Annotated in this window: 18 protein-coding genes; 17 read left to right on the top strand and 1 reads right to left on the bottom strand. The window is 62.6% G+C overall.

Annotated elements, in window-relative coordinates:
• The first annotated feature begins 66 nt into the window (after positions 1-66).
• The 5 genes from HX824_RS22275 to HX824_RS22255 all read left to right on the top strand — a co-directional run bounded on the left by HX824_RS22275 (position 67) and on the right by HX824_RS22255 (position 8,031).
• Complete coding sequence (locus tag HX824_RS22275; RefSeq protein ID WP_177055078.1) at positions 67-2,604, top strand: acyl-CoA dehydrogenase; 2,538 nt, start codon at positions 67-69, stop codon at positions 2,602-2,604.
• 160 nt (positions 2,605-2,764) lie between these two features.
• Positions 2,765-4,108: a 3-oxoacyl-ACP reductase gene (locus tag HX824_RS22270; protein ID WP_087694129.1), complete on the top strand. Its 1,344-nt coding sequence runs from the start codon at positions 2,765-2,767 to the stop codon at positions 4,106-4,108.
• A 2-nt stretch (positions 4,109-4,110) separates the two neighbouring features.
• Positions 4,111-5,001 (top strand): MaoC/PaaZ C-terminal domain-containing protein, encoded by an 891-nt coding sequence (locus HX824_RS22265; RefSeq protein WP_177055077.1) that lies wholly within the window; start codon positions 4,111-4,113, stop codon positions 4,999-5,001.
• Positions 4,998-6,296: an acetyl-CoA C-acetyltransferase gene (locus HX824_RS22260; RefSeq protein ID WP_177055076.1), complete on the top strand. Its 1,299-nt coding sequence runs from the start codon at positions 4,998-5,000 to the stop codon at positions 6,294-6,296. The genes HX824_RS22265 and HX824_RS22260 overlap by 4 nt, the downstream gene beginning before the upstream one ends.
• Before the next feature lie 31 nt (positions 6,297-6,327).
• Positions 6,328-8,031 carry an AMP-binding protein gene (locus tag HX824_RS22255; RefSeq protein WP_177055075.1) on the top strand — a complete coding sequence of 568 codons (1,704 nt, stop codon included), beginning with the start codon at positions 6,328-6,330 and terminating at the stop codon, positions 8,029-8,031.
• 114 nt (positions 8,032-8,145) lie between these two features.
• Here HX824_RS22255 and HX824_RS22250 read toward each other — a convergent pair whose 3' ends face one another.
• Positions 8,146-9,042, bottom strand: a complete 897-nt coding sequence (locus tag HX824_RS22250; RefSeq protein WP_003214679.1) for a MurR/RpiR family transcriptional regulator — start codon at positions 9,040-9,042, stop codon at positions 8,146-8,148.
• A 303-nt stretch (positions 9,043-9,345) separates the two neighbouring features.
• Between HX824_RS22250 and iolC the strand changes: the two genes are divergently transcribed.
• The 12 genes from iolC to HX824_RS22190 all read left to right on the top strand — a co-directional run bounded on the left by iolC (position 9,346) and on the right by HX824_RS22190 (position 24,666).
• Positions 9,346-11,283 (top strand): 5-dehydro-2-deoxygluconokinase, encoded by a 1,938-nt coding sequence (iolC, locus tag HX824_RS22245; RefSeq protein ID WP_177055074.1) that lies wholly within the window; start codon positions 9,346-9,348, stop codon positions 11,281-11,283.
• 148 nt (positions 11,284-11,431) lie between these two features.
• A complete protein-coding gene (iolE, locus tag HX824_RS22240; RefSeq protein WP_177055073.1) occupies positions 11,432-12,325 on the top strand; it encodes a myo-inosose-2 dehydratase in 894 nt (297 codons plus the stop codon).
• The gene (gene iolB, locus HX824_RS22235; RefSeq protein WP_003214687.1) at positions 12,322-13,116 is read left to right on the top strand and encodes a 5-deoxy-glucuronate isomerase; all 795 of its coding nucleotides are present in this window, start codon (positions 12,322-12,324) and stop codon (positions 13,114-13,116) included. Before iolE ends, iolB begins: the two co-directional genes overlap by 4 nt.
• A 22-nt stretch (positions 13,117-13,138) precedes the next feature.
• The gene (locus HX824_RS22230; protein ID WP_003214689.1) at positions 13,139-14,641 is read left to right on the top strand and encodes a CoA-acylating methylmalonate-semialdehyde dehydrogenase; all 1,503 of its coding nucleotides are present in this window, start codon (positions 13,139-13,141) and stop codon (positions 14,639-14,641) included.
• 29 nt (positions 14,642-14,670) lie between these two features.
• Positions 14,671-15,486 carry a TIM barrel protein gene (locus tag HX824_RS22225; RefSeq protein WP_177055072.1) on the top strand — a complete coding sequence of 272 codons (816 nt, stop codon included), beginning with the start codon at positions 14,671-14,673 and terminating at the stop codon, positions 15,484-15,486.
• A gap of 10 nt (positions 15,487-15,496) precedes the next feature.
• A complete protein-coding gene (iolD, locus tag HX824_RS22220; RefSeq protein WP_087694124.1) occupies positions 15,497-17,428 on the top strand; it encodes a 3D-(3,5/4)-trihydroxycyclohexane-1,2-dione acylhydrolase (decyclizing) in 1,932 nt (643 codons plus the stop codon).
• Positions 17,429-17,447: 19 nt separating this feature from the next.
• Positions 17,448-18,458: a Gfo/Idh/MocA family protein gene (locus HX824_RS22215; protein ID WP_177055071.1), complete on the top strand. Its 1,011-nt coding sequence runs from the start codon at positions 17,448-17,450 to the stop codon at positions 18,456-18,458.
• A 160-nt stretch (positions 18,459-18,618) separates the two neighbouring features.
• Positions 18,619-19,479 carry a sugar phosphate isomerase/epimerase family protein gene (locus HX824_RS22210; RefSeq protein WP_003214697.1) on the top strand — a complete coding sequence of 287 codons (861 nt, stop codon included), beginning with the start codon at positions 18,619-18,621 and terminating at the stop codon, positions 19,477-19,479.
• 131 nt (positions 19,480-19,610) lie between these two features.
• The gene (locus HX824_RS22205; protein WP_003214699.1) at positions 19,611-20,651 is read left to right on the top strand and encodes a Gfo/Idh/MocA family oxidoreductase; all 1,041 of its coding nucleotides are present in this window, start codon (positions 19,611-19,613) and stop codon (positions 20,649-20,651) included.
• Positions 20,652-21,016: 365 nt separating this feature from the next.
• Positions 21,017-21,952 (top strand): sugar ABC transporter substrate-binding protein, encoded by a 936-nt coding sequence (locus tag HX824_RS22200; RefSeq protein ID WP_003214701.1) that lies wholly within the window; start codon positions 21,017-21,019, stop codon positions 21,950-21,952.
• 63 nt (positions 21,953-22,015) lie between these two features.
• Positions 22,016-23,569 (top strand): sugar ABC transporter ATP-binding protein, encoded by a 1,554-nt coding sequence (locus HX824_RS22195; protein WP_177055070.1) that lies wholly within the window; start codon positions 22,016-22,018, stop codon positions 23,567-23,569.
• A gap of 59 nt (positions 23,570-23,628) precedes the next feature.
• Positions 23,629-24,666 carry an ABC transporter permease gene (locus HX824_RS22190; protein ID WP_003214704.1) on the top strand — a complete coding sequence of 346 codons (1,038 nt, stop codon included), beginning with the start codon at positions 23,629-23,631 and terminating at the stop codon, positions 24,664-24,666.
• Positions 24,667-24,679 lie beyond the last annotated feature (13 nt).

Raw genomic sequence — 24,679 nt, 5'->3', positions numbered from 1 at the left:
TACGTCACAGGTCATTCCGATCTGCCCGGGCGTTGGCCGTACCCTGAATTGAGTAGAGGTATCCCCATGGTTATCTGGTTATTGGCGGGACTCGCAGCAGCGATTGCCCTGGCGTATCGACAAGCCGCTGCCACCCTCTGGCTGGGTGCCGGCCTGGTCTGGCTGGCGGCCGGTTACCTGTTCAACGCAGTCGCCGGTTTCGGCGCCGGCGTGGTGGCGGTGCTGGTGGTGTTGCCCGCGCTGCTGCTGACGATCAAACCCCTGCGCCGCACCCTGTTGACCAGCAAGGCCCTGGACCTTTTTCGCGGCATCATGCCGGCGATGTCCGACACCGAGCGTGCTGCCATCGAGTCCGGCACCGTGTGGTGGGACGCTGAGCTGTTCAGCGGCAAACCCCGCTGGGAACGCCTGCTGCAAGCCGCACCCGCCAGCCTCAGCGCTGAAGAACAGGCTTTCCTCGACAACGAAGTGGAGACCCTGTGCGACATGTCCAACGACTGGGAAACCACCCAGGTCTGGCAAGACATGTCCCCCGAAGGCTGGCAGTACACCAAGGATGCCGGCTTCCTCGGCATGATCATTCCCAAGCAGTACGGCGGCAAAGGCTTCTCCCACTATGCGCATTCGCAAGTGGTGATGAAGCTCTCGACCCGCTGCTCGGCGGCGGCGATTTCAGTGATGGTGCCCAACTCCCTGGGCCCGGCCGAACTGCTGCTGCACTACGGCACCGACGCCCAGCGCAACTACTACCTGCCACGCCTGGCACGGGGCGAAGACATCCCGTGCTTCGCCCTGACCAGCCCGTATGCCGGCTCCGACGCCGGCGCGATTCCAGACCTGGGCATCGTCTGCAAGGGCATGCACGAAGGCGAGGAAGTACTGGGTTTCCGTGTGACCTGGGACAAGCGCTACATCACCCTCGGCCCAATCGCCACCGTGCTCGGCTTGGCTTTCCGCGCCGAAGACCCGGACGGTCTGCTCGGCCAGCCGGGTTCCCTGGGCATCACCTGCGCGTTGATCCCCACCACCCATCCGGGGGTGAACAGCGGCCGGCGTCACTGGCCACTCAACGCGGTATTCCAGAATGGCCCGACCACCGGCAAGGATGTGTTTATCCCGCTGGAATGGGTGATCGGCGGCCGCGAGCAAGTCGGCAACGGCTGGCGCATGCTGATGGAATGCCTGGCGGCTGGCCGGGCGATTTCCCTGCCGTCGGCCAACGTCGGCCTGGGCAAGGTGGCTGTGCGCGGCACCACCGCTTATGCGGCGATGCGCAAGCAATTCGGCCTGCCCATCGGCAAGTTCGAAGGCGTGCAGGCGCCCCTGGCGCGCATGGCCGGGCATTTGTATGCCTGCGACGCGGTGCGCAAGGTCTCGGTGGCGTCACTGGATGCCGGTGAAAAACCCTCGGTGATCTCGGCCATCGCCAAATACCACGTTACCGAGCGGGCACGCATCATCGTCAACGACGGCATGGACATCGTGGCCGGCAAGGGCATCTGCATGGGGCCCAACAACTTCCTCGCCCGGGCCTACCAGCAAAGCCCCATCGCCATCACGGTGGAAGGCGCGAACATCATGACTCGCTGCCTGATCATCTACGGCCAGGGCCTGATCCGCTGTCATCCGTATGTGTTCCGCGAGATGGAAGCGGCGCGCAACACGGACCGGCGCAAGGCCCTGATGGACTTCGACAGCGCAATGTTCGGTCACCTGAGCTTCGTGCTGGCCAATACCGTGCGTGCCGCAGTGTATTCGCTGACGGGCGGACGGCTGATTTCCGTGCCGGGCAAGACCGATCCGGCGCTGGCGTCCTACTACCGCCAGGCCAATCGGCTGTCGGTGGTGTTGGCGTTGATCTCGGACATTTCCATGGGCGTGCTGGGCGGTGCCCTCAAGCGCAAGGAAAGCATCACCGGGCGGCTGGGGGACATTCTGTCCCAGCTGTACATCCTGTCCTGCGTGCTCAAGCGTTTTGAGGATGATGGCCGGCCACAGGCAGATTTGCCGCTGGTGCATTGGGCGGCCCAGGACGCGTTGCTGCGCGCCCATGAGGCCCTGGCCGAAGTGCTCGACAACTACCCGTCGAAAGCCGCGGCGGCGGTGGTGCGTGGCTTGACGTTCCCGTTCGGTATTCCACAGCGCAAACCGTCGGATCGCCTGTTGGCGCAAGTGGCGGAGCTGGTGCAGGTGCCGGGGGAAACCCGCGACCGCTTGCTGGGCAATTCCTACATTCCTCGGCCGGAAATCGACAAGCTGGCTTACGGCGAGCTGGCCTTGCGCCTGTTGCCGCAAGTGGAGCTGATCGAGGCGCGGCTCAAGGGGGCGATCAAGCAAGGCCTGATCGAGCCAATGCCGATTTCCAGTGCGGCGTTTACTCCGTGGCGAGTCAAGGCGCGGGCGCTGGACCTGATCAGCGAGGAAGACGACAGCTTGCTCGCGCGCTATGTGGAATATGGCGATCACGCGATCCAGGTGGACGACTTCCCGCAGGACTTCGGTTTGCTGGAAGCCTTGCAACAGCGCCAGCAGGCGCTGGAACAGGCCGCCAAACCGAGCGCAAGACGCCGCGCCAACCAAGGCGAAAACGCGCCGGTCAACTGACTGGAACTGGAGGAACACGACCCCTGTAGGAGCTGGCTTGCCTGCGATAGCGTTGGTTCAGTGCCAGATGTGTTGGCTGACACACCGCAATCGCAGGCAAGCCAGCTCCTACAAGGATCGGGTTTCCATGGCAACACCGTGTTTGTGAGTGAATTTATCCATGAGTGACAGCTACCTCTCTTTCGTCAATTCCCCCTGGGGAGCCTGGTTGGCCCGCACTGCCGGGCTGCCCCAACCCCTGGCATTGCAACGTCACCGCAGCGGCCAGCAAGGCCTGGCCAACCCGGTAATCGTCGCGGGGGTAGGGCGCCTGGGGGCGCAAATCCAGCGCATCTTCACCGCCACCGATACAGTGACCGCCACCGCTGCGACCCTCAAGGCACCCTCCACGGTCAAGGTCCAGGGCGCGGTGTTCGACGCCAGCGACATTGCCGACCTCAAGCAGTTGGACGAGCTCTACGAATTCTTCCACGCCAACGCCAGGCGCCTTGGGCAACACGCCCGGGTGGTGGTGCTCGGCACCGCGCCGGAGTTGTGCAAGGACCTGCCCCAGGCCATTGCCCAGCGTGCCCTTGAGGGCCTGGTGCGTTCGTTGGCCAAGGAGTTGCGCCGGGCGATCACCGTGCAGTTGATCTACGTCGCACCGGGTGCCGAAGACGGGCTGGAAAGCAGCCTGCGGTTCTTCCTGTCGCGGCGCTCGGCCTATGTTTCGGGGCAGGTGGTGCGCCTCGAAAAAACCGTCGATAGCCCAACCGAAATCAACTGGGACAAACCCCTCGGCGGCCGCCGTGCCCTGGTCACCGGCGCCTCCCGTGGCATCGGCCTGGCAATCGCCCAGGTGCTGGCCCGCGATGGAGCCCATGTGGTCTGCGTGGATGTGCCCCAGGCCCAGGATTCGCTGCAACAGGCGGCCGGCAGTGTCGCAGGCACCGCACTGGCGCTGGACATCACCGCCACCGATGCCGCGCAGCAGTTGCACGCCCATGTCAGCCAACACGGTGCATTCGACGTGGTGGTGCACAACGCCGGGATTACCCGCGACAAGACCATCGCCAAGATGACTGAGACCGCGTGGCGCAGCGTACTGGCGGTCAACCTGGAAGCACCGTTGCATCTGAGCACGGCGCTGCTGGAAAGCCAGGGCCTGAATCCGGGCGGGCGGATCGTGTGTGTCTCATCGATTTCCGGTATCGCCGGCAACCTCGGGCAAAGCAACTACGCCACCTCCAAGGCCGGGGTGATCGGCCTGGTACAAGGCCTGGCCCCGCAGGCGGCGGCGCAGCAAGTGACGGTGAATGCCGTGGCACCGGGCTTTATCGAAACCCAGATGACCGCGAAGATCCCGCTGATGATTCGCGAAGCGGGGCGGCGGATGAACTCGATGTCCCAGGGCGGGCAACCCATCGACGTGGCAGAAACCATCGCCTGGCTGGCGCATCCGGCATCCGGCGGGGTCAATGGCCAGGTGGTGCGGGTCTGTGGCCAAAGCCTGTTGGGAGCCTGAGCATGGACTATGTGACGCAGATCATTGAGCCGCCGCCCTCGCGCTCGCGGCTGTTGCTGGACGGGGTATTGGGGCTGCGCAAACCGAAGCTGGAAGGCGAGCCGACGTTGCCGAAAGAACGCCTGGTGCGTTCGGCCGTCGAGCTGTCTGCCCAAGGGATCGCGGCTTACGGTCGGGCCTGTGGTTTCCGCCGTGAGCAAGGCGTGCCGCTGTCCTATCCCCATGTGCTGGCGTTCCCCTTGCACCTGATGCTGCTGACCCGCCCGAGTTTCCCGTACCCGGCCAGCGGCATGGTGCATTTGGCCAATCGCATCCGCCAGCATCGACGGCTGGAGGCGGGCCAGGCCTTGCGCCTGGAGGTGTATTGCGAACGCTGGGTCGCCCATCCGAAAGGCCAGGCGCTGAGCATCGCCACCCGTGGCTACAGCGCGGGCGCCCTGGTGTGGGAGAGCGACAGCCTGTACCTGCGCCGTGACGTAAACGCGCCGGTTGGCGAGCCGTGGGACGACGCGTTGCCCTTGCAGGAAGAAGGTTTGCTGCGCACTCAACGCTGGGTGCTGCCGGCGGATCTGGGGCGGCGTTTCGCCAGGGTCTCGGGGGATTTCAACCCCATTCATACCTCGGTGATCGGCGCCCGATTGTTCGGATTTCGCCGGGCCATCGCCCACGGCATGTGGACCCTGGGCCGCGCCCTGGCCGCCCAGCAACCCCCCGGCGGACTGGACCAGGCCGAGGCCCATTGCGACTTCAAGCTGCCGATCTTCCTGCCTGGCCAGGTGGCGCTGTGGAACGTTCCGCCAACCGGCCCGCGCCGTGAGTTTGAAGTGCGTAATTTCGCCGGTGACAAACCCCATATGCGTGGGCTGTTTATCTGGAATGAGACCGATCGATGAGTGACTACAGTTTCAACCCGGCCCCGACGCGCCGCGTGGCGATTATCGGCGGCAACCGTATCCCGTTCGCCCGCTCCAACACCGTGTACGCCCATGACAGCAACCAGGATCTGCTGGTCGCCGCCCTGCAAGGCCTGGTGGACCGCTACAACCTTCACGGCCTGCGCCTGGGCGAGTTTGCCGCGGGTGCGGTGATCAAGCATTCCCGGGATTTCAACCTGGCCCGGGAAAGCCTGCTGTCTACCACACTGTCTCCCGAAACCCCGGCCTACGACCTGCAACAAGCCTGCGGCACCGGCCTGGAAGCGGCGTTGCTGGTGGCGAACAAGATCGCCCTTGGGCAGATCGAAGTGGGCGTTGCCGGTGGTTCCGACACCAACTCCGACGCGCCCATCGGCATCAACGAGTCCCTGCGCCGCACCTTGCTTTCAGCCAATCGCGCCAAGGGCACTGGCGCCAGGTTGAAGGCCTTGATGGGTGTGCGCCCGTCGATGTTTTTCAAGCCGCTGCTGCCGCGCAATGGCGAGCCGCGCACCGGCTTGTCCATGGGTGAACACTGCGAGGAAATGGCCAAGCGCTGGCAGATCAAGCGCCTGGCCCAGGACGAGTTGACCCTCACCAGCCACCAGCGGCTGGATGCGGCGTACAAGCAGGGTTTCTTCGATGATTTGATCAGCCCGTATCGCGGCCTGGCCCGGGACAACAACCTGCGGGCCGACGCCAGCCTGGAGAAACTTGCCGGCCTGTCACCGGCCTACGACCGCCAGAACGGCACGCTCACCGCCGGCAACTCCACGCCCCTGACTGACGGCGCGTCGGTGGTGCTGCTGGCCAGCGAGGAATGGGCCGCCGAGCGCGGCTTGCCCGTATTGGCGTACCTGCGAACCGGTGAAACCGCTGCGGTGAATTTCGTCGACGGCACCGAAGGCCTGCTGATGGCCCCGGCCTACGCCGTGCCACGCATGCTCAAGCGCGAAGGCCTGACGTTCGCCGACTTCGATCTGTTCGAGATCCACGAAGCCTTCGCCGCTCAGGTGCTGTGCACCCTCAAGGCCTGGGAAGACCCGGATTACTGCCGCGACCGCCTGGGCCTCGACGCGCCGCTGGGCAGCATCGACCGCAGCAAAATGAACGTCAACGGCGGCTCCCTCGGCTGCGGCCACCCCTTCGCCGCCACTGGTGGCCGGCAACTCGCGGCACTGGCCAAGGCGATCCACCAGCGTGGCGGCGGCCGCGGCCTGATTTCGATCTGCGCGGCGGGTGGGTTGGGCATTACCGCTATCGTCGAAAAGTAGTTCCCACCATAAAAACAACAAGGAGACTGCCATGAACGCTGTAAGCCTGGAACAGACCGAACGCCTCTGGTTGAACGCTTACCTGCCCGGCGTACCGGCAGACATCGACGTCGGCATCGAGGATTACCCGTCGTTGCGCGAGGTGTTCCTGGAGCACCTGCACAAATTCCGCGACCGCGTGGCCTACGTCAGCATCGGCACCGAAATGACCTACGCCGACTGGGAGGTGCAGGGCATCGCCTTTGCTGCGTGGCTGCAAGCCCAGGGTGTGAAGAAGGGCGACCGGGTGGCGCTGATGATGCCCAACTGCTTGCAGTACCCGATCTGCCTGCTGGGCACGATCCTCGCGGGTGCGGTGGTGGTCAACGTCAACCCGCTGTACACCGCCCGGGAGCTGCAGCATTTGCTCAAGGACAGTGGCGCAGAGACCCTGGTGATCTTCGAAAACTTCGCCCACACCCTGGAGAAAGTGGTGGCCGCCAGTACCGTCAAACGTGTGGTGATCGCGGCCATCGGTGACCTGCTCGGCACCTTCAAGGGCGCGGCGATGAACTTCATCCTGCGCAGCGTGCAGAAGCAGGTGCCGCGTTTCAACCTGCCAGGAGCCGTGCGCTTCAACCAGGTGCTGAAGCAGGGACGCGGCCAGACCCATCTCGCCGTGCCGATGAACCGCGAAGACCTGGCCTTCCTGCAATACACCGGCGGCACTACCGGCGATGCCAAGGGCGTCATGCTCAGCCACCGCAACATCATCGCCAACCTGTTGCAGGCCAAGGCGTGGGTCGGTGATCAGCTCGATCAGAACCAGCAGGAAACCAACGTCACCCTGCTGCCGCTGTACCACATCTTTTCCCTGACGGTGAACTGCCTGATGTTCATGTGCCTGGGCGGGCGCAACATCCTGATCGCCAACCCACGGGATGTGAAGCGGGTGCAGATGATCCTGCGCAAGGAGCGTTTCAACGGGATTGCCGGGGTGAATACGCTGTTCAACGGCCTGCTGGAAAACAAGGAATTCTGCGCCCGGGATTTTTCCGATTTGCGCATGGTGATCGCCGGCGGCATGGCCACCCATACCGCTGTGGCCAAGCGCTGGAAGGAAGTCACCGGCTTGCCGATCATCGAAGGCTACGGCCTCACTGAATGTTCGCCGGTGGTGAGCATCAGCCCCATCGACATCTCACGCATGCGCGAGATGGAATTCACTGGCAGCATCGGCGTGCCGTTGCCGTCGACCTGGGTGCGGTTCATTCGTGAGGACGGTGAGTTGGCGGAACTGGGCGAGCAGGGCGAACTGCAAGTACGCGGCCCGCAGGTGATGCAGGGTTACTGGAAACGCCCGGCGGAAACCGCCGAGGTGCTGGATGCCGAAGGGTGGCTGTCTACCGGGGACATCGGGGTGATGAATGAGCAGGGCTTCATCCGCCTGGTGGACCGCAAGAAAGACATGATCCTGGTGTCCGGGTTCAACGTGTACCCCAACGAGATCGAAGACGTGGTGGCGTTGCATCCGGGCGTGGCGGAAGTGGCGGCGATCGGGGTTGAGGATGGGGTGACCGGCGAGCGGGTCAAAATCATCGTGGTGCGCAAGGACCCAAGTTTGACCCAGGAGCAGATTCTGGCGCATTGCCGGGAGTATTTGACGGGGTACAAGGTGCCGCGGTTTGTCGAGTTTCGTACGCAGGAGTTGCCCAAGACGACGGTGGGCAAGGTGTTGCGCCGGGCACTGCGCTAAGCCTTACGATCGTTCCCACGCTCTGCGTGGGAACGCCTCTTGTGACGCTCTGCGTCACGCTTTGGACGCGGAGCGTCCGGGGCTGCATTCCCACGCGGAGCGTGGGAACGATCGTCAGTCGTCGAATCCCACCTGCTCATGAATCTCATCGACCTTCAATTCCAGCCGATACGCCACGGCAATGAACAACGCCTGGCACAGGCACAGCGTCGCACTCAGTGACCTGAACGCAAACGACGAGCCTTCATTCACCAGCAACACCGTGCTTGCCCGCTTGGCCAGGGGCGACAGGTTGCTGTCGGTAATGATCAGGGTCTTGGCCTGATGGTGCTGGGCAATCCGCAGGCAGTGCTGGGTTTCCTTGCCGTAGGGCGTAAAGCTGATGGCAATCACCAGGTCGTTGGCCCGCACACTGCGCATCTGCTCGCGATAGCTGCCGCCCAACCCCGAGACCAGATGGATGCGCTTGTTGGTGTGCTGCAGGTTGTACACCAGGTAGTCCGCCACGGCGAACGAGCGGCGCACGCCCACCACGTAGATATTGTCGGCATTCACCACCAGGTCCACGGCCTTGTCGAAGGCTGCGTCATCCAGTTCCAGCCCCAGGCGCTCGATCCCGGAGAGGGTGGCATTCACGCACTCACGCGCCAGGTCGCCGCCGCTGGCTTTCTGCGACTTGTTGGCGATCATGCTGCGGATGCGTTGCTGGTAGTTCTGCACCGGCGTGGTCTTGTGGGTGTAGGCCTCGCGGAACAGCGCCTGCATCTCACTGAAACCACTGAACCCGAAACGCTGGGAAAACCGCACGATGGCCGACGGGTGCACTTCGCATTCACGGGCGATGTCGCTGATGCGGTCGACCATGATCCGGTCGCTCTGCTGGCTCATGTAGCTGGCGATGCGCTTGAGCTGGCGCGGCAGGCTCTCGTATTCATCGGTGATCAGCTGCAACAACCGCTCGGCGTTCAGCGGCGGGCTGGCGAGTGCGTCTTCCGGGGCGCTCTGGGACATAGGGAATCCTTCTGGCTTGTTCTTATAGGGCGCGTCGAGGCGCCCCTGACAATAAGTCGATGTGCGCAAGTCTACAGGGTAGGCGCAAAAAAAAACCTCGGCATCCCGCCCCACGGTGCAGCTGAAACGATGCACTGCGGCTGGAACATACCGATGATGGCGTATTGGAAAATATATTCCACGAAAAATATTTATAGAATAAATATTGATTGGCGTCACCAGACGTTCTAGTCTGCATGCACCAAGAGCGTATGCCGCCACCGCGACGGCACACGCAGGCTGATAAAAATAACAGGAGCCAGCATGGGCCAGACTCGTTTTGCCAGTGGGCGTCAATTGGATCTGATTTGCCTGGGACGCCTGGGCGTCGACCTTTACGCACAACAAGTGGGTGCACGGCTGGAGGATGTCTCGAGCTTCGCCAAGTACCTCGGCGGTTCCTCCGCCAACATCGCGTTCGGCACCGCGCGGCTGGGGCTCAAGTCGGCGATGTTGAGCCGGGTAGGGGACGACCACATGGGGCGTTTCCTGCTGGAGTCCCTGGCCCGCGAAGGCTGTGACGTCAGCGGCATCAAGGTCGACCCGGAACGCCTCACCGGCCTGGTGCTGCTGGGCCTCAAGGACCGCGAAACCTTCCCGCTGGTGTTCTACCGCGAGAACTGCGCCGACATGGCCCTGCGTGCCGAAGACATCAGTGAAGCGTTCATTGCTTCCAGCAAGGCGTTGCTGATCACCGGTACCCACTTCTCCACCGACGGCGTGTACAAGGCCAGCATCCAGGCCCTGGACTACGCCGAGAAGCACAACGTCAAACGCGTGCTCGACATCGACTACCGCCCGGTGCTCTGGGGCCTGGCCGGCAAGGCCGATGGCGAAACCCGGTTTGTGGCCGACCAGAATGTCAGCCAGCACGTGCAGAAAATCCTCCCGCGTTTTGACCTGATCGTCGGCACCGAAGAAGAATTCCTGATTGCCGGTGGCAGTGAAGATTTGCTCACGGCATTGCGCACGGTGCGTGGCCTGACCTCGGCCACCCTGGTGGTCAAGCTTGGCCCCCAGGGCTGCACGGTGATCCACGGCGATATCCCGGCCCGCCTTGAAGACGGCGCGATCTACCCCGGGGTACGGGTGGAAGTACTCAACGTGCTGGGCGCCGGCGATGCCTTCATGTCCGGCTTCCTCAGCGGCTGGCTTGAAGACGCCAGCGACGAGCGCTGCAGCCAGTTGGCGAATGCCTGCGGCGGCCTGGTGGTGTCGCGCCATGCCTGCGCGCCGGCCATGCCGACCCGCGCCGAACTTGATTACCTGTTCAACAGCCCGGTGCCGATTACCCGCCCGGACCAGGACGCGGTGCTGCAACGCCTGCACCAGGTCAGCGTGCCGCGCAAGGTCTGGAGGCAGCTGTTTGTATTTGCCTTCGACCACCGCTGGCAGTTGGTGGAACTGGCCCAAAAAGGCGGCCAGGACCCGGCGCGCATCAGCGCCCTCAAGCAACTGTTTATCCAGGCCGTGGAACGGGTTGAAAGCAAACTGGCGGAGCAGGGCGTCGAGGCTGACGTCGGGATTCTGGCCGACCAACGCTTCGGCCAGGACGCGCTGAACGCCGCCAGCGGTCGCGGCTGGTGGATCGCCCGCCCGGTGGAAGTCCAGAATTCACGGCCGCTGGCCTTTGAACACGGGCGCTCGGTGGGCAGCAACCTGATTGCCTGGCCCCGGGAGCAGATCATCAAGTGCCTGGTGCAATTTCACCCCGATGACGAGCCATTGCTGCGCCTGGAACAGGAAGCGCAACTCAAGGCCCTGTATCAGGCGTCCCTGGTCAGCGGCCATGAGCTGCTGCTGGAAGTCGTGCCCCCCAAGGATCACCCGTCCACCTATCCCGACGTGCTCTATCGCAGCCTCAAGCGCCTATACAACCTGGGCATCTACCCGGCGTGGTGGAAGATCGAGGCGCAGTCGGCCGCAGACTGGAAAAAGCTCGACGAGCTGATCCAGGAGCGCGATCCCTACTGCCGGGGCGTGGTGCTGCTGGGCCTGAACGCTTCCGCCGAATGCCTGGCCGATGGCTTCCAGCAAGCCAGCCAAAGCCAGACCTGCCGCGGGTTCGCCGTGGGTCGCACGATCTTCCAGGAACCGAGCCGAGCCTGGCTGGCGGGGGAGATTGACGATCAAGCCTTGATTGAGCAGGTGCAGTGCATCTTTGAGCAGTTGATTAATGCTTGGCGCAGTTCTCGAAGTTAAACACGGTCAAATGTGGGAGCGGGCTTGCTCGCGAAAGCGGAGTGTCAGTCGACTGATACACCAACTGAACCACCGCCTTCGCGAGCAAGCCCGCTCCCACATAAAGCAGATCTCAGGCAACTCTGAAAAAACAATAATAGGTGCAGCCATGCCCGCTATCCGAATTGGCATCAACCCGATCTCCTGGAGCAACGACGACCTGCCGGCCCTGGGCGGTGAAACGCCGTTGAGCACGGCCCTCAGCGAAGGCAAGGACATCGGCTACGAAGGCTTTGAACTCAACGGCAAATTCCCCAAGGACGCCAAAGGCGTCGGCGATGTATTGCGCCCCTACGGCCTGGCGCTGGTCTCCGGCTGGTACTCCAGTCGCCTGGCCCGGCGCTCGGTGGCGGAAGAAATCGAAGCCATCGCCAGCCACGTCGAACTGCTGCGTGAAAACGGCGCCAACGTGTTGGTGTATGGAGAAGTCGCCGATTCGATCCAGGGTTCGCCGGTGCGCCTGATCGAACGCCCGCGCTTCCACAGCGAACAGGCCTGGCAGGAATACGCCGACAAACTCACAGAACTGGCGCGCTTCACCCTGTCCCAGGGCGTGCGCCTGGCGTACCACCACCATATGGGCGCCTACGTCGAATCCCCGGAAGACATCGACCAACTGATGCGCCGCACCGGCCCGGAAGTCGGCCTGCTGTTTGATTCGGGCCACTGCTACATGGGTGGCGGCGAGCCTATCGAGGTGCTGCGCAAACACATCGCCCGCATCTGCCACGTGCACTTCAAGGATGTGCGCAAGCCGGTGGTGCAACTGGCACGCAACCAGATGTGGAGCTTCCCGGATTGCATCGTCAACGGCACCTTCACCGTGCCCGGCGACGGCGATATCGACTTCGCCGCGCTGCTGGACGTGCTGCTGGCCGCCAATTACCAGGGTTGGCTGGTAGTGGAGGCCGAGCAGGATCCTGCCGTGGCGCCGAGCTACATCTATGCGAAGAAGGGTTACGACACCCTGCGCGCACTGTTGAGCGAGAGGACTGGACAATGAGCCTGTTGGTCAAAAGCAGCAAGCGCGGGCAAACCATGGTGGCGCTGGAAGAAGGGCGCCTGGAATACGTGGGCTTCGCCGCCTACCGCCTGAGCCTGGGTGAAACCTTGCCAGTCACCGCCGGCGACAAGGAACTGTGCCTGGTGCTGCTCAGCGGCCGGGTGACGATTCAGGGCGAAGGCTTCAACTGGGAAAACCTCGGTGATCGCCACTCGGTGTTCGAAGACAAGTCGCCCTTCGCCGCTTATTTGCCGCCAGGCACCGACGCCCAGGTCACCGCGCTGAGCGACGTGCAAATTGCCGTCTGCGCCGCTCCCGGCTCAACCGACGCAGGTCTGGCACCCCGTCTGATTCGCCCCGAGCAATGCAAGCGCAGCGTACGTGGCAAGGGCGCCAACACCCGCTACGTGTGCGACATCCTGCCCGACAGCGAGCCTGCCCATTCGCTGCTGGTGGTGGAAGTGCGCACACCGTCCGGTCACTCGTCGAGCTACCCGCCCCACAAGCACGACACCGACGATCTGCCGCACCAGAGCTTTCTCGAAGAAACCTACTACCACCAGATCAACCCGCCCCAGGGCTTCGTGTTCCAGCGCGTCTACACCGACGACCGCAGCATCGACCAGGCCATGGCCGTGGAAAACAGCGACCTGGTGGTGGTGCCCAAGGGGTATCACCCGGTCAGCGTGCCGTATGGCTACGAGTCCTACTACCTGAACGTGATGGCCGGCCCCAAGCGCGCCTGGCATTTCCATAACGACCCGCAGCACAGCTGGCTGCTGGATCTTTAAGCACTTTCGACGGAGAACAATAATGAGCAACGCCCCGGTAATCGGCCATTACATCAACGGCCAGGTGCACGACAGCGCCAGTGAGCGTTTCAGCAATGTGTTCAACCCGGCCACCGGCGAAGTCCAGGCCCGCGTCGGGCTGGCCAGCCAGAAGACCGTCGATGAGGCCGTGGCGTCGGCGCTGAAAGCCTTCCCGGCGTGGTCCGAGCAATCATCCCTGCGCCGTTCGCGGGTGCTGTTCAAATTCAAGGAATTGCTCGACCGGCACCACGATGAGCTGGCTGAAATCATCAGCCGCGAACACGGCAAAGTGTTCTCCGACGCCAAGGGCGAAGTCACCCGTGGTATCGAGATCGTCGAGTTCGCCTGCGGTGCGCCAAACCTGTTGAAAACCGATTTCAGCGACAACATCGGCGGCGGCATCGACAACTGGAACCTGCGTCAGCCACTGGGCGTGTGCGCCGGCATCACCCCGTTCAACTTCCCGGTGATGGTGCCGCTGTGGATGATCCCGTTGGCGCTGGCCACCGGTAACTGCTTCATCCTCAAGCCGTCGGAGCGCGACCCGTCCGCCAGTTTGCTGATGGCCCGCCTGCTGACCGAGGCCGGGCTGCCCGACGGTGTGTTCAACGTGGTGCAGGGTGACAAGAGCGCGGTAGACGGCCTGTTGCAGCACCCGGATATCGAGGCGATTTCGTTCGTCGGTTCCACCCCGATTGCCGAGTACATCCACCAGCAGGCCACCCAGCGCGGCAAGCGTGTGCAGGCATTGGGCGGGGCGAAGAACCATATGATCGTGATGCCCGACGCCGACCTGGATCAGGCGGCTGACGCCTTGATCGGCGCAGCGTACGGCTCGGCCGGCGAGCGCTGCATGGCGATCTCGATTGCCGTGGTGGTGGGCGATGTCGGCGACAGGCTGATCGAAAAACTGCTGCCGCGTATCGACCAGTTGAAGGTCGGCAACGGTATGCAAAAAGACAGCGAGATGGGCCCGCTGGTTACCGCCGAACACAAGGCCAAGGTCGAAGGGTTTATCGACCAGGGCGTGGCCCAGGGCGCGAAGCTGATCGTCGACGGTCGTGGCTTCAAGGTGCCGGGCGCGGAGGGTGGTTTCTTCGTCGGTGCGACCTTGTTCGATAACGTCACCACCGAAATGAGCATCTACCAGCAAGAGATTTTCGGGCCGGTGCTGGGCATCGTGCGGGTGGCGGATTTTGCCAGCGCCGTGGCCTTGATCAACGCCCATGAGTTCGGCAACGGCGTGTCGTGCTTTACCAGCGACGGCGGCATTGCCCGTGCCTTTGCCCGCACCATCAAGGTCGGGATGGTCGGCATCAACGTGCCGATTCCGGTGCCGATGGCCTGGCATTCGTTCGGTGGCTGGAAGCGCTCGCTGTTCGGCGACCACCACGCCTATGGCGAAGAAGGCATTCGTTTCTACAGCCGCTACAAGAGCGTCATGCAACGCTGGCCCGACAGCATCGCCAAGGGCCCTGAATTCAGCATGCCAACTGCCAAGTAAAATTTTTTCGAGTGTGGAGCACAACAATAATGAAGTCGCCTCTACGTTTTGCCCTGAACCGCATGGTCGCCCCCAGCCTTTCCCTGCCCGATTTTATCCAGCTGGCGGTGACCCTGAAATGCGACGCCATCGAGATCCGCAACGACCTCAAGGGCATCGAGATTGAAGACGGCACCCCTGCCAGCCGCGTGCGCGAATTGTGCGCGGTGCATGGCATCACGGTGCTGTCGATCAACGCGCTGTACCCCTTCGATGTGTGGAATGACGAACGCCGCGCCCAGGCCATCAAGCTGGCGGCCTACGCCCGCGAATGCGGCGCGCAGGCGTTGGTGATGTGCCCGTTGAACGACCGCGCCGACTCGCGCAACGAAGCCCAGCGCGCGGCCGGTTTGCGCACCGCCTTGAGTGAACTGGCGCCGATCCTGCGGGAATACGGGATTCTCGGTTTTGTCGAACCCCTGGGGTTTGAAGAATGCTCCCTGCGCCGCAAACGCGTGGCCGTGGATGCGATCAAGTCTGTCGGCGGCCTGGATGTGTTCCGCGTGGTGCATGACACCTTCCACCACCACCTGGCCAGTGAACATGAGTTCTTCCCCGAACTGACCGGGCTGGTGCATATCTCCGGTGTGGAAGATGCCGACGCACCGCTGAACTCGATCCGCGACGGCCACCGTGTGCTGGTGGGCGAGGGCGATATCCTGGGCAATGCCGCGCAGATCGACACGCTGCTCAGCACCGGCTACAGCGGCCACCTGTCGTTCGAACCGTTCGCCGCAAGCGTGCACGGCCTGGCCGATATCAAGCAGGCATTGGGGGCGAGTATCGCCCACCTGCAGAAACGATAAGGAGCACCCCATGACCACAACCCGATTGACCATGGCCCAGGCCCTGGTGAAGTTTCTGGATAACCAGTACATCGAAGTCGACGGTGTGCAGAGCAAGTTTGTCGCCGGCATCTTCACGATTTTTGGCCACGGCAATGTGCTGGGCCTGGGCCAGGCCCTGGAGCAGGACAGCGGCGACCTGGTGGTGCATCAGGGCCGCAACGAACAGGGCATGGCCCACGCGGCGATTGGTTTTGCCAAGCAGCATTTGCGCCGCAAGATCTACGCGTGCTCCTCCTCGGTGGGGCCGGGTGCGGCGAATATGTTGACCGCTGCGGCGACCGCAACTGCTAACCGGATTCCGTTGCTGCTGTTGCCCGGTGATGTCTACGCCAGTCGCCAGCCGGACCCGGTGTTGCAACAGATCGAGCAGTTCCACGACTTGAGCATCAGCACCAACGATGCCTTTCGTGCGGTCAGCAAATACTGGGACCGCATCAACCGCCCGGAACAGCTGATGACGGCGGCGATCCACGCCATGCGCGTGCTCACCGACCCGGCGGAAACCGGAGCCGTGACGCTGGCCCTGCCGCAGGATGTGCAGGGCGAAGCCTGGGATTACCCGGATTACTTCCTGCAAAAACGCGTGCACCGTATCGACCGTCGCCCGGCGACCGAAGCGATGCTGGGGGATGCCGTGGCGGCGTTCAAGGGCAAGCGCAAACCGCTGATCGTGTGTGGCGGCGGGGTCAAATACTCCGGGGCGAATGCCGCGCTGCAAGCCTTTGCCGAACGCTTCGACATTCCGTTCGCGGAAACCCAGGCGGGCAAGAGTGCGGTGGTTTCAAGCCATCCACTGAACCTCGGCGGTCTTGGTGAAACCGGCTGCCTGGCGGCGAACCTGCTGGCACCCGAGGCGGATCTGATCATTGGTATCGGCACGCGCTATACCGATTTCACCACGTCGTCGAAGTCACTGTTCAAGCATCCTGAGGTGCAGTTTCTCAACCTGAATATCAGCCCGTGCGACGCACTGAAACTCGATGGCGTGCAGTTGCTGGCGGATGCCAAGGTTGGCCTGGAAGCACTGGCTGAAGCCTTGGGCGACTACCGTTCCAGTTGGGGGGATCAGCCACGGGATGCCAAGGCGCAATTGGACGTCGAAGTCGACCGGATCTACCAGGCGGAATACCAGACTGAAAACTTCGTCCCTGAAATCAACGACCACATGGACCCGGCGGTGCTGCGTGAGTTTATCGAGCTGACCGGTTCCTGCCTGACCCAAAGCCGCGTACTCGGTGTGCTCAACGAAGCCCTGGCCGACGACGCAATCATCGTCGCCGCTGCCGGCAGCCTGCCGGGTGACTTGCAGCGCAGCTGGCGCAGCAAGGGCGTCAACACCTACCACGTCGAATACGGTTATTCGTGCATGGGCTACGAGGTCAACGCCGCGTTGGGCGTGAAGCTGGCCGAGCCCGAGCGCGAGGTGTACGCACTGGTGGGCGACGGCTCGTACATGATGCTGCACTCGGAGCTGGCCACCTCGATCCAGGAGCGGCGCAAGATCAACGTGGTGCTGCTGGACAACATGACCTTCGGCTGCATCAACAATTTGCAGATGGAACACGGCATGGACAGCTTCGGCACCGAGTTCCGCTTCCGCAACCCCGAGACCGGCAAGCTCGACGGCGGTTTTGTGCCGGTGGACTTCGCCATGAGTGCGGCGGCCTATGGTTGCAAGACCTACAAGGTCAACACCGTGGAGCAGTTGCAGGCGGCGCTGGCCGATGCGCGCACGCAAACCGTGTCGACGCTGATTGATATCAAGGTCCTGCCGAAAACCATGATACACAAATACCTGTCGTGGTGGCGCGTCGGGGTGGCGCAGGTGTCCACCAGCGCGCGCACCGATGCGGTGGCCAAACAACTCAATGAACGCCTGGCCAAGGCCCGGCAGTACTAATAACAAGAGGAGTGTTTTCATGTCTTTGAAGTTGGGTGTTATCGGTACTGGCGCCATCGGCCAGGATCACATTCGTCGCTGCAGCCAGACCTTGCTCAACAGCCAGGTGGTGGCCGTGACCGACATCAACCTTGAGCAGGCGGCCAAGGTCGTCGCTGACCTGAAACTCACCGCCGAGGTGTACCCGGACGGCCACGCGCTGATCAATTCGCCGCTGGTCGAGGCGATCCTGGTGACCTCATGGGGCCCGAGCCACGAAGAATTTGTGTTGGCGGCGATTGCGGCCGGCAAACCCGTGTTCTGCGAGAAGCCGCTGGCGGTGACTGCCGAAGGCTGCCGCAAGATCGTCGAGGCCGAAGTGGCCCACGGCAAGCGCCTGGTGCAGGTGGGTTTCATGCGTCCGTATGACCAAGGCTATCGCGCCTTGAAAGCCGTGATCGACAGCGGCCAGATCGGCGAGCCGCTGATGCTGCACTGTGCCCACCGCAACCCGAGGGTGGGTGAGAACTACAAGACCGACATGGCGATCACCGACACCCTGATCCACGAGCTGGATGTGTTGCGCTGGTTGCTGGCCGATGACTACGTGTCGGTGCAGGTGGTGTTCCCGCGTAAATCGAGCAAGGCGCTGGCCCATCTGCGTGACCCGCAGATCGTGCTGCTGGAAACCGCCAAGGGTACGCGCATCGATGTGGAAGTGTTTGTGAACTGCCAGTACGGCTACGACATCCAGTGCGAAGTGGTGGGGGAGACCGGTATTGCGAAATTGCCGGAGCCGTCCCAGGTGCAGATGCGCAGCGGGGCCAAGTTGTCGAATGCGATCCTGATGGATTGGAAAGACCGGTTCATCGCGGCGTATGACGTTGAGCTGCAGGCGTTTATCGACGGTGTGAGGGCAGGGCAAGTGGGGGGGCCGTCGGCGTGGGATGGTTTTGCGGCGGCGGTGGCGGCGGATGCGTGCATTGAGGCGCAGAACAGTGGGCAGATTGTGAAAGTAGGCCTGCCACCCCGTCCGCATTTCTACGGCTAACCACAATCCTCACTGATGTAACGCAGTCAGTGTGGGAGCGGGCTTGCTCGCGAATGCGGCCTTTCAGTCAACATTTGCATCGACTGACCCACCGCATTCGCGAGCAAGCCCGCTCCCACATTTGACCGAGTTCCTACCTCAAATTCGGGAGATCTCAAGCATGCGCATCGCATTAGACCCCTACATGTACCGCCACCTGCCCCTCGGCCAAATGGTCGACAAGGCCGCCGAGCTCGGCTACCAGCACATCGAACTCTCGCCCCGGGAAGACTTCCTGCCGTTCTACAAGGCCCCCCGGGTCGACCGCGCGCGCATCAAGGAATTTCGCAAGGCCCTGAGCGACGCCGGCGTGCAACTCTCATCCCTGCTGCCCATGTACCACTGGGCCGCCGCCGACGAAGGCCTGCGGGTTGCCGCCGTGCGCAACTGGAAGCGCGCGATCCAGATCGCCGTGGAAATGGACTGCGAGCTGGTCAACACCGAATTCACCGGCCAGTCCGACAACCCGTTGGTGTGCGAAAACCAGTTCATGCGCTCCATGGACGAGCTGATGCCGGAGTTCGAGCGCGAAGGCATCAAGCTGGATATCCAGGCGCATCCGTACGACTTCTGCGAGCGCAACAACGAGTCGGTGGACATCATTCGCGGCCTCGACCGCGACTGGATCAACTACCTCTACGCCGCGCCGCACACCTTCTTCTATGACGACGGCAAGGGCGATATTGCCTCGATGCTCAAGTACGCAGGCTCCAAGCTCAGCCACTTGATCATTGCCGACACTTACAACCACCGCGCTTCGTCCAACCTGCGCTACATCGTCAACCCGCCGGGCGTCACCGCCACCGTGCACCAGCACCTGGACATCGGCCAGGGCGAGGTGAACTGGGAGGCGTTTTTCGGCACTCTGCGGGAAATCAAGTTCGACGGCATTGCCACGGTGTCGGTGTTTGCCTGGGAAGACCGGCCGGATGAGTCCAACCGGATGATGCTGGAGCGGGTGACCCGCGAGTTGTGCTGTTAGACCGTTGTGGCTTGCCCTGTGGCGAGGGAGCTTGCTCCCGCTGGGGTGCGAAGCGCCCCCAAAAGCTTGCGACTGCTACGCAGTCGAGCGGGAGCAAGCTCCCTCGCCACAATTAACCAAGGAGTATTTGTATGCGAATCGGACTGGTTGGATACGGCAAAGGCGGCCGTGTATTTCATGCACCCCTGATAGCCAGCCTGCCGGGGGCGACCTTTGTCGGCGTGGTGACACGGTCACCCGAACGTCGCCAGCAACTGGCGACGGATCACCCCGGAGTGAAGGCCTTCGACAGTATCGGGCAGATCACCGAGGCCGGTGTCGACGTGCTGGTGATCTCCACCACCCTCAAGGGCCGTCCGGCCCTGGTGCTGGAGGCCATCGAACACGGTGTGGCGGTGGTCAGCGACAAACCCTTTGCCAGCAATGCCGAACAGGCCCAGGCCTTGATCACCGCCGCCGAGCGCCAGGGCGTGCTGCTCAGCGTCTACCAGAACCGGCGCTGGGATTCGGACTTCCTCACCGTGCGCAAGCTGATCGACGCCGGAGCCCTGGGCACCGTCACCCGCTTTGAATCCCGGGTGGAGCGCTACAACCCGGGCTCGGTGGGCAATGCCAGCGGCGGCGGCTTCCTGCGGGACCTGGGCAGCCACCTGGTGGACCAGGCCATGCAACTGTTCGGCCCGGTGGACCGGGTGTTCGCGCAGTTGCACTACACCGCCGATGAGCCGAACGTAGACCACGGCTTCTTTGTATCGCTGACCCACGCCAATGGGGTGATTTCACACCTGTGGGGCAGCGCCCTGCAAAACAGCCAGGCCCCGCGGTTTCGGGTGAATGGTACGGCCGGTTGCTACACCATCGAAGGGCTGGACGGCCAGGAAGAGGCGCTGCTGGCCGGCAAGACCCCGAAAACCGAAGGCGAGCACTGGGGCGCTGAAGAACATCGACGCTGGGGCTGGTTCGAGCAGGGGCCGGATCGTGAGCGGGTGCCGTCGGAAAAGGGCCGTTGGAATCAGTTCTACAGTCAGCTGCAAAGCGCGGTGGAAGGCCACGGCGAGTTGCCGGTGAACGTCCTGGATGCGCTGGCAACCACCCGCGTACTGGACGCCGCGCGCCTGAGTTCAGAGCGCCAGCAGGTAGTGGAAATGGCGGCTATGGAGCCTCATGGATGAAAAATAGAATAAAATTCTAAAACAGGTTGATATGGAAATTATTTTCCAATAAAGTCATTCCAGGTTGCATAAAGTACGTTCGGACTCGATTCGGGCGACTCGACAAAAACAAGATCAAAACAACCAGGTACCGTCAGATGAAAATCTTCAACGCTGTACTGCGAGTTTTACGTCCTGCCCTCCAGCCACGCGGTCTGCCCCGCGCCCGGCCGTTTTACTTTTCCCTCCTGAATGTCCTGTGCGTCGAAAGCAAGGGTTCCCTGGTGTGCTGCATTCCGGGGGCGCCGATCGTTCGACTGCCGACCGCTTCGCTCTGAAAAACGCAACGTCCACAAAACCAACAAGAAATTGGAGACAGACCGTTCATGAAGACCCCGATCCGTTTTACCGCGCTGGCCCTGTCCATGATGCTCGCCAGTGGTTTCGCCACGGCGGCCGATATCAAGGTGGGCGTGAGCATGTCGGCGTTCGATGACACCTTCCTGACTTACCTGCGCGAGGACATGGACAAGCAAGCCAAGTCCTACCCCAAGGGTGACGGCGTGCAGCTGCAGTTCGAAGACGCCCGCGCCGATGTGGTCAAGCAACTGAGCCAGGTCGAGAACTTTATCAGCCAGAAAGTCGACGCCATCATCGTCAACCCGGTCGACACGGCGTCTACCGCCAATATCAGTAAAGCGGCCCTCGCAGCGGGCATTCCGCTGGTGTACGTCAACCGTCGTCCCGACCAGACGGATCTGCCCAAAGGCATCGTGGCCGTGACCTCCAATGACGTCGAGGCGGGTCGCCTGCAAATGCAGTACATCGCCGAAAAGCTCGGCGGCAAGGGCAAGATCGTGATCCTGCTGGGTGACCTGGCGAACAACTCCACCACCAACCGCACCAAGGGGGTGAAGGAAGTCCTGGCCAAATACCCAGGCATCACCATCGAGCAGGAACAGACCGGCATCTGGCTGCGTGACAAGGGCATGACCCTGGTCAACGACTGGCTGACCCAAGGCCGTGAATTCAACGCGGTGCTGGCCAACAACGACGAGATGGCCATCGGTGCGTCCATGGCGTTGAAGTCGGCGGGCACCAAGCCGGGCACCGTGTTGATCGCCGGGGTGGATGGCACACCGGACGGTTTGAACGCGATTACCAAGGGCGACATGGCCGCGTCGGCGTTCCAGGACGCCAATGGCCAGGCCGTGGGTTCGGTGGAAGCGGCGCGCAAGATGGCCAGGCACGAGCCGGTCGAGCAGAACGTGGTGATCCCGTTCAAGCTGATCACCCCGGACAACGTCAAAGACTTCAAGTAGCCCTTAATAACAACAATAAACCGGCAGGGCAGCCACGGCGGCCCTGCTGACGGAGTACCCGATATGTTTGCTCAAGCGACTGCTTCCCAGCCTCCCGGTATCCAGCCCTTGGTACTGGAAGAACCCTATCTGCTGGAGATCTCCAACATCAGCAAAGGCTTTCCCGGCGTCGTGGCCCTGGCCGATGTGCAGCTGCGGGTGCGCCCCGGCTCGGTGCTGGCGCTGATGGGCGAGAACGGCGCGGGCAAGTCGACACTGATGAAGATCATCGCCGGCATCTATCAGCCCGACGCCGGTGAAATCCGCTTGCGTGGCAAGCCGATCAAATTCGAAACACCGCTGGCAGCGCAGAAGGCCGGGATCGCGATGATCCACCAGGAACTCAACCTGATGCCGCACATGAGCATCGCCGAGAACATCTGGATCGGTCGCGAACAGCTCAACGGCCTGCACCTGGTCAACCACCGGGAAATGCACCGCTGCACCGCGCAATTGCTGGAGCGGCTGCGGATCAACCTCGACCCGGAGGAACACGTCGGCAACCTGAGCATTGCCGAGCGGCAGATGGTCGAGATTGCCAAGGCGGTGTCCTATGACTCCGACATCCTGATCATGGATGAACCGACCTCCGCCATTACCGACAAGGAAGTGGCCCACCTGTTCTCGATCATTGCCGACCTCAAGTCCCAGGGCAAAGGCATCATCTACATCACCCATAAAATGAACGAAGTATTCGCCATCGCCGATGAAGTGGCGGTGTTCCGCGATGGCGCCTATATCGGCCTGCAACGGGCCGACAGCATGGACAGCGACAGCCTGATCTCGATGATGGTGGGGCGTGAGCTGAGCCAGCTGTTCCCGGTGCGCGACAAGCCCATCGGCAATCTGCTGCTGTCGGTGCGCGACCTGCGCCTGGACGGGGTATTCCAGGGCGTGTCGTTCGACCTGCACGCCGGGGAGATTCTCGGTATCGCCGGGTTGATGGGCTCCGGTCGTACCAACGTGGCGGAAACCATTTTCGGCATCACCCCAAGCTCCGGCGGCGAGATCCAGCTGGACGGCAAGACCGTGCGCATCACCGACCCGCACATGGCCATCGAGAAGGGCTTCGCGCTGCTGACCGAAGACCGCAAGCTCAGCGGCCTGTTCCCCTGCCTGTCGGTACTGGAAAACATGGAGATGGCTGTGCTGCCGCATTACTCCGGCAATGGCTTTATCCAGCAAAAAGCCCTGCGTGCCTTGTGTGAAGACATGTGCACCAAGCTGCGGGTGAAAACCCCGTCGCTGGAGCAATGCATCGACACCTTGTCCGGTGGCAACCAGCAAAAAGCCCTGTTGGCCCGCTGGCTGATGACCAACCCACGGCTGCTGATCCTCGACGAACCCACTCGCGGTATCGACGTGGGCGCCAAGGCCGAGATCTACCGGCTGATTTCCTACCTGGCCAGCGAAGGCATGGCGGTGATCATGATTTCCTCGGAGCTGCCCGAGGTGCTGGGCATGAGCGACCGGGTGATGGTGATGCACGAAGGCGACCTGATGGGCACCCTGGACCGCGCGGATGCGACCCAGGAAAAAGTCATGCAACTGGCTTCCGGTATGACGGCGGTCCACTAACGAACAGACGGCGCCGGCCCGTTGTGGCCGGCGCAACGCGATAAAAAAGGTGAGTGGTTATGAACGCGATACTGGAAAGCAAACCCGAGGAAAAGAAGCCCGCTGCGGCGCCGGTCAAGCACCGTCGACGCATGCCCACCGAGCTGAGCATCCTGCTGGTGCTGATTGGCATCGGCCTGGTGTTTGAGTTGTTCGGCTGGATCGTGCGCGACCAGAGCTTCCTGATGAACTCCCAGCGCCTTGTATTGATGATCCTGCAGGTGTCGATCATCGGCCTGCTGGCGATTGGCGTGACCCAGGTGATCATCACTACCGGTATCGATTTGTCCTCGGGCTCGGTGCTGGCGTTGTCGGCGATGATCGCCGCCAGCCTGGCGCAGACTTCCGACTTTTCCCGTGCGGTGTTTCCGTCATTGACTGACCTGCCGGTGTGGATACCGGTGGCGATGGGCCTGGGCGTGGGGCTGCTGGCGGGGGCGATCAACGGCAGTATCATTGCGGTCACCGGGATTCCACCGTTTATTGCGACCCTCGGCATGATGGTCTCGGCCCGTGGCCTGGCGCGTTACTACACCGAAGGCCAGCCGGTGAGCATGCTCTCGGACTCCTACACGGCCATCGGCCACGGCGCGATGCCGGTGGTGATCTTCCTGGTGGTGGCGGTGATCTTCCATATCGCCCTGCGCTACACCAAGTACGGCAAGTACACCTACGCCATCGGCGGCAACATGCAGGCGGCGCGCACCTCGGGCATCAACGTCAAGCGCCACCTGATCATCGTCTACAGCATCGCCGGCCTGCTGGCAGGCCTGGCCGGTGTAGTGGCGTCGGCACGGGCAGCCACCGGGCAGGCGGGGATGGGCATGTCCTATGAGCTGGACGCGATTGCCGCCGCGGTGATCGGCGGCACCAGCCTGGCGGGCGGGGTAGGGCGCATCACCGGCACCGTGATCGGCGCGCTGATCCTCGGCGTGATGGCCAGCGGGTTTACCTTCGTCGGCGTGGATGCCTACATCCAGGACATCATCAAGGGCCTGATCATCGTGGTGGCGGTGGTGATCGACCAGTATCGCAACAAGCGCAAACTCAAGCGCTGACACGGTCCTCAAG

It is taken from the genome of Pseudomonas sp. D4002, assembly GCF_013385665.1.
Classification (GTDB): Bacteria; Pseudomonadota; Gammaproteobacteria; order Pseudomonadales; family Pseudomonadaceae; genus Aquipseudomonas.
The sequence above is the reverse complement of the archived record's forward strand: the minus strand, read 5'-3'. Positions and strand labels throughout refer to the sequence as shown.

What these genes read in the sequence shown, in the direction of transcription:
- HX824_RS22215 (WP_177055071.1), top strand. Translation starts at nt 17,448, where the DNA reads ATGTCTTTGAAGTTGGGTGTTATCGGTACTGGCGCCATCGGCCAGGAT.
- HX824_RS22190 (WP_003214704.1), top strand. Translation starts at nt 23,629, where the DNA reads ATGAACGCGATACTGGAAAGCAAACCCGAGGAAAAGAAGCCCGCTGCG.
- HX824_RS22210 (WP_003214697.1), top strand. Translation starts at nt 18,619, where the DNA reads ATGCGCATCGCATTAGACCCCTACATGTACCGCCACCTGCCCCTCGGC.
- HX824_RS22200 (WP_003214701.1), top strand. Translation starts at nt 21,017, where the DNA reads ATGAAGACCCCGATCCGTTTTACCGCGCTGGCCCTGTCCATGATGCTC.
- HX824_RS22225 (WP_177055072.1), top strand. Translation starts at nt 14,671, where the DNA reads ATGAAGTCGCCTCTACGTTTTGCCCTGAACCGCATGGTCGCCCCCAGC.
- iolE (WP_177055073.1), top strand. Translation starts at nt 11,432, where the DNA reads ATGCCCGCTATCCGAATTGGCATCAACCCGATCTCCTGGAGCAACGAC.
- HX824_RS22250 (WP_003214679.1), bottom strand. Translation starts at nt 9,042, where the DNA reads ATGTCCCAGAGCGCCCCGGAAGACGCACTCGCCAGCCCGCCGCTGAAC.
- HX824_RS22275 (WP_177055078.1), top strand. Translation starts at nt 67, where the DNA reads ATGGTTATCTGGTTATTGGCGGGACTCGCAGCAGCGATTGCCCTGGCG.
- iolC (WP_177055074.1), top strand. Translation starts at nt 9,346, where the DNA reads ATGGGCCAGACTCGTTTTGCCAGTGGGCGTCAATTGGATCTGATTTGC.
- HX824_RS22205 (WP_003214699.1), top strand. Translation starts at nt 19,611, where the DNA reads ATGCGAATCGGACTGGTTGGATACGGCAAAGGCGGCCGTGTATTTCAT.
- iolD (WP_087694124.1), top strand. Translation starts at nt 15,497, where the DNA reads ATGACCACAACCCGATTGACCATGGCCCAGGCCCTGGTGAAGTTTCTG.
- HX824_RS22195 (WP_177055070.1), top strand. Translation starts at nt 22,016, where the DNA reads ATGTTTGCTCAAGCGACTGCTTCCCAGCCTCCCGGTATCCAGCCCTTG.
- HX824_RS22230 (WP_003214689.1), top strand. Translation starts at nt 13,139, where the DNA reads ATGAGCAACGCCCCGGTAATCGGCCATTACATCAACGGCCAGGTGCAC.
- HX824_RS22265 (WP_177055077.1), top strand. Translation starts at nt 4,111, where the DNA reads ATGGACTATGTGACGCAGATCATTGAGCCGCCGCCCTCGCGCTCGCGG.
- HX824_RS22270 (WP_087694129.1), top strand. Translation starts at nt 2,765, where the DNA reads ATGAGTGACAGCTACCTCTCTTTCGTCAATTCCCCCTGGGGAGCCTGG.
- HX824_RS22255 (WP_177055075.1), top strand. Translation starts at nt 6,328, where the DNA reads ATGAACGCTGTAAGCCTGGAACAGACCGAACGCCTCTGGTTGAACGCT.
- HX824_RS22260 (WP_177055076.1), top strand. Translation starts at nt 4,998, where the DNA reads ATGAGTGACTACAGTTTCAACCCGGCCCCGACGCGCCGCGTGGCGATT.
- iolB (WP_003214687.1), top strand. Translation starts at nt 12,322, where the DNA reads ATGAGCCTGTTGGTCAAAAGCAGCAAGCGCGGGCAAACCATGGTGGCG.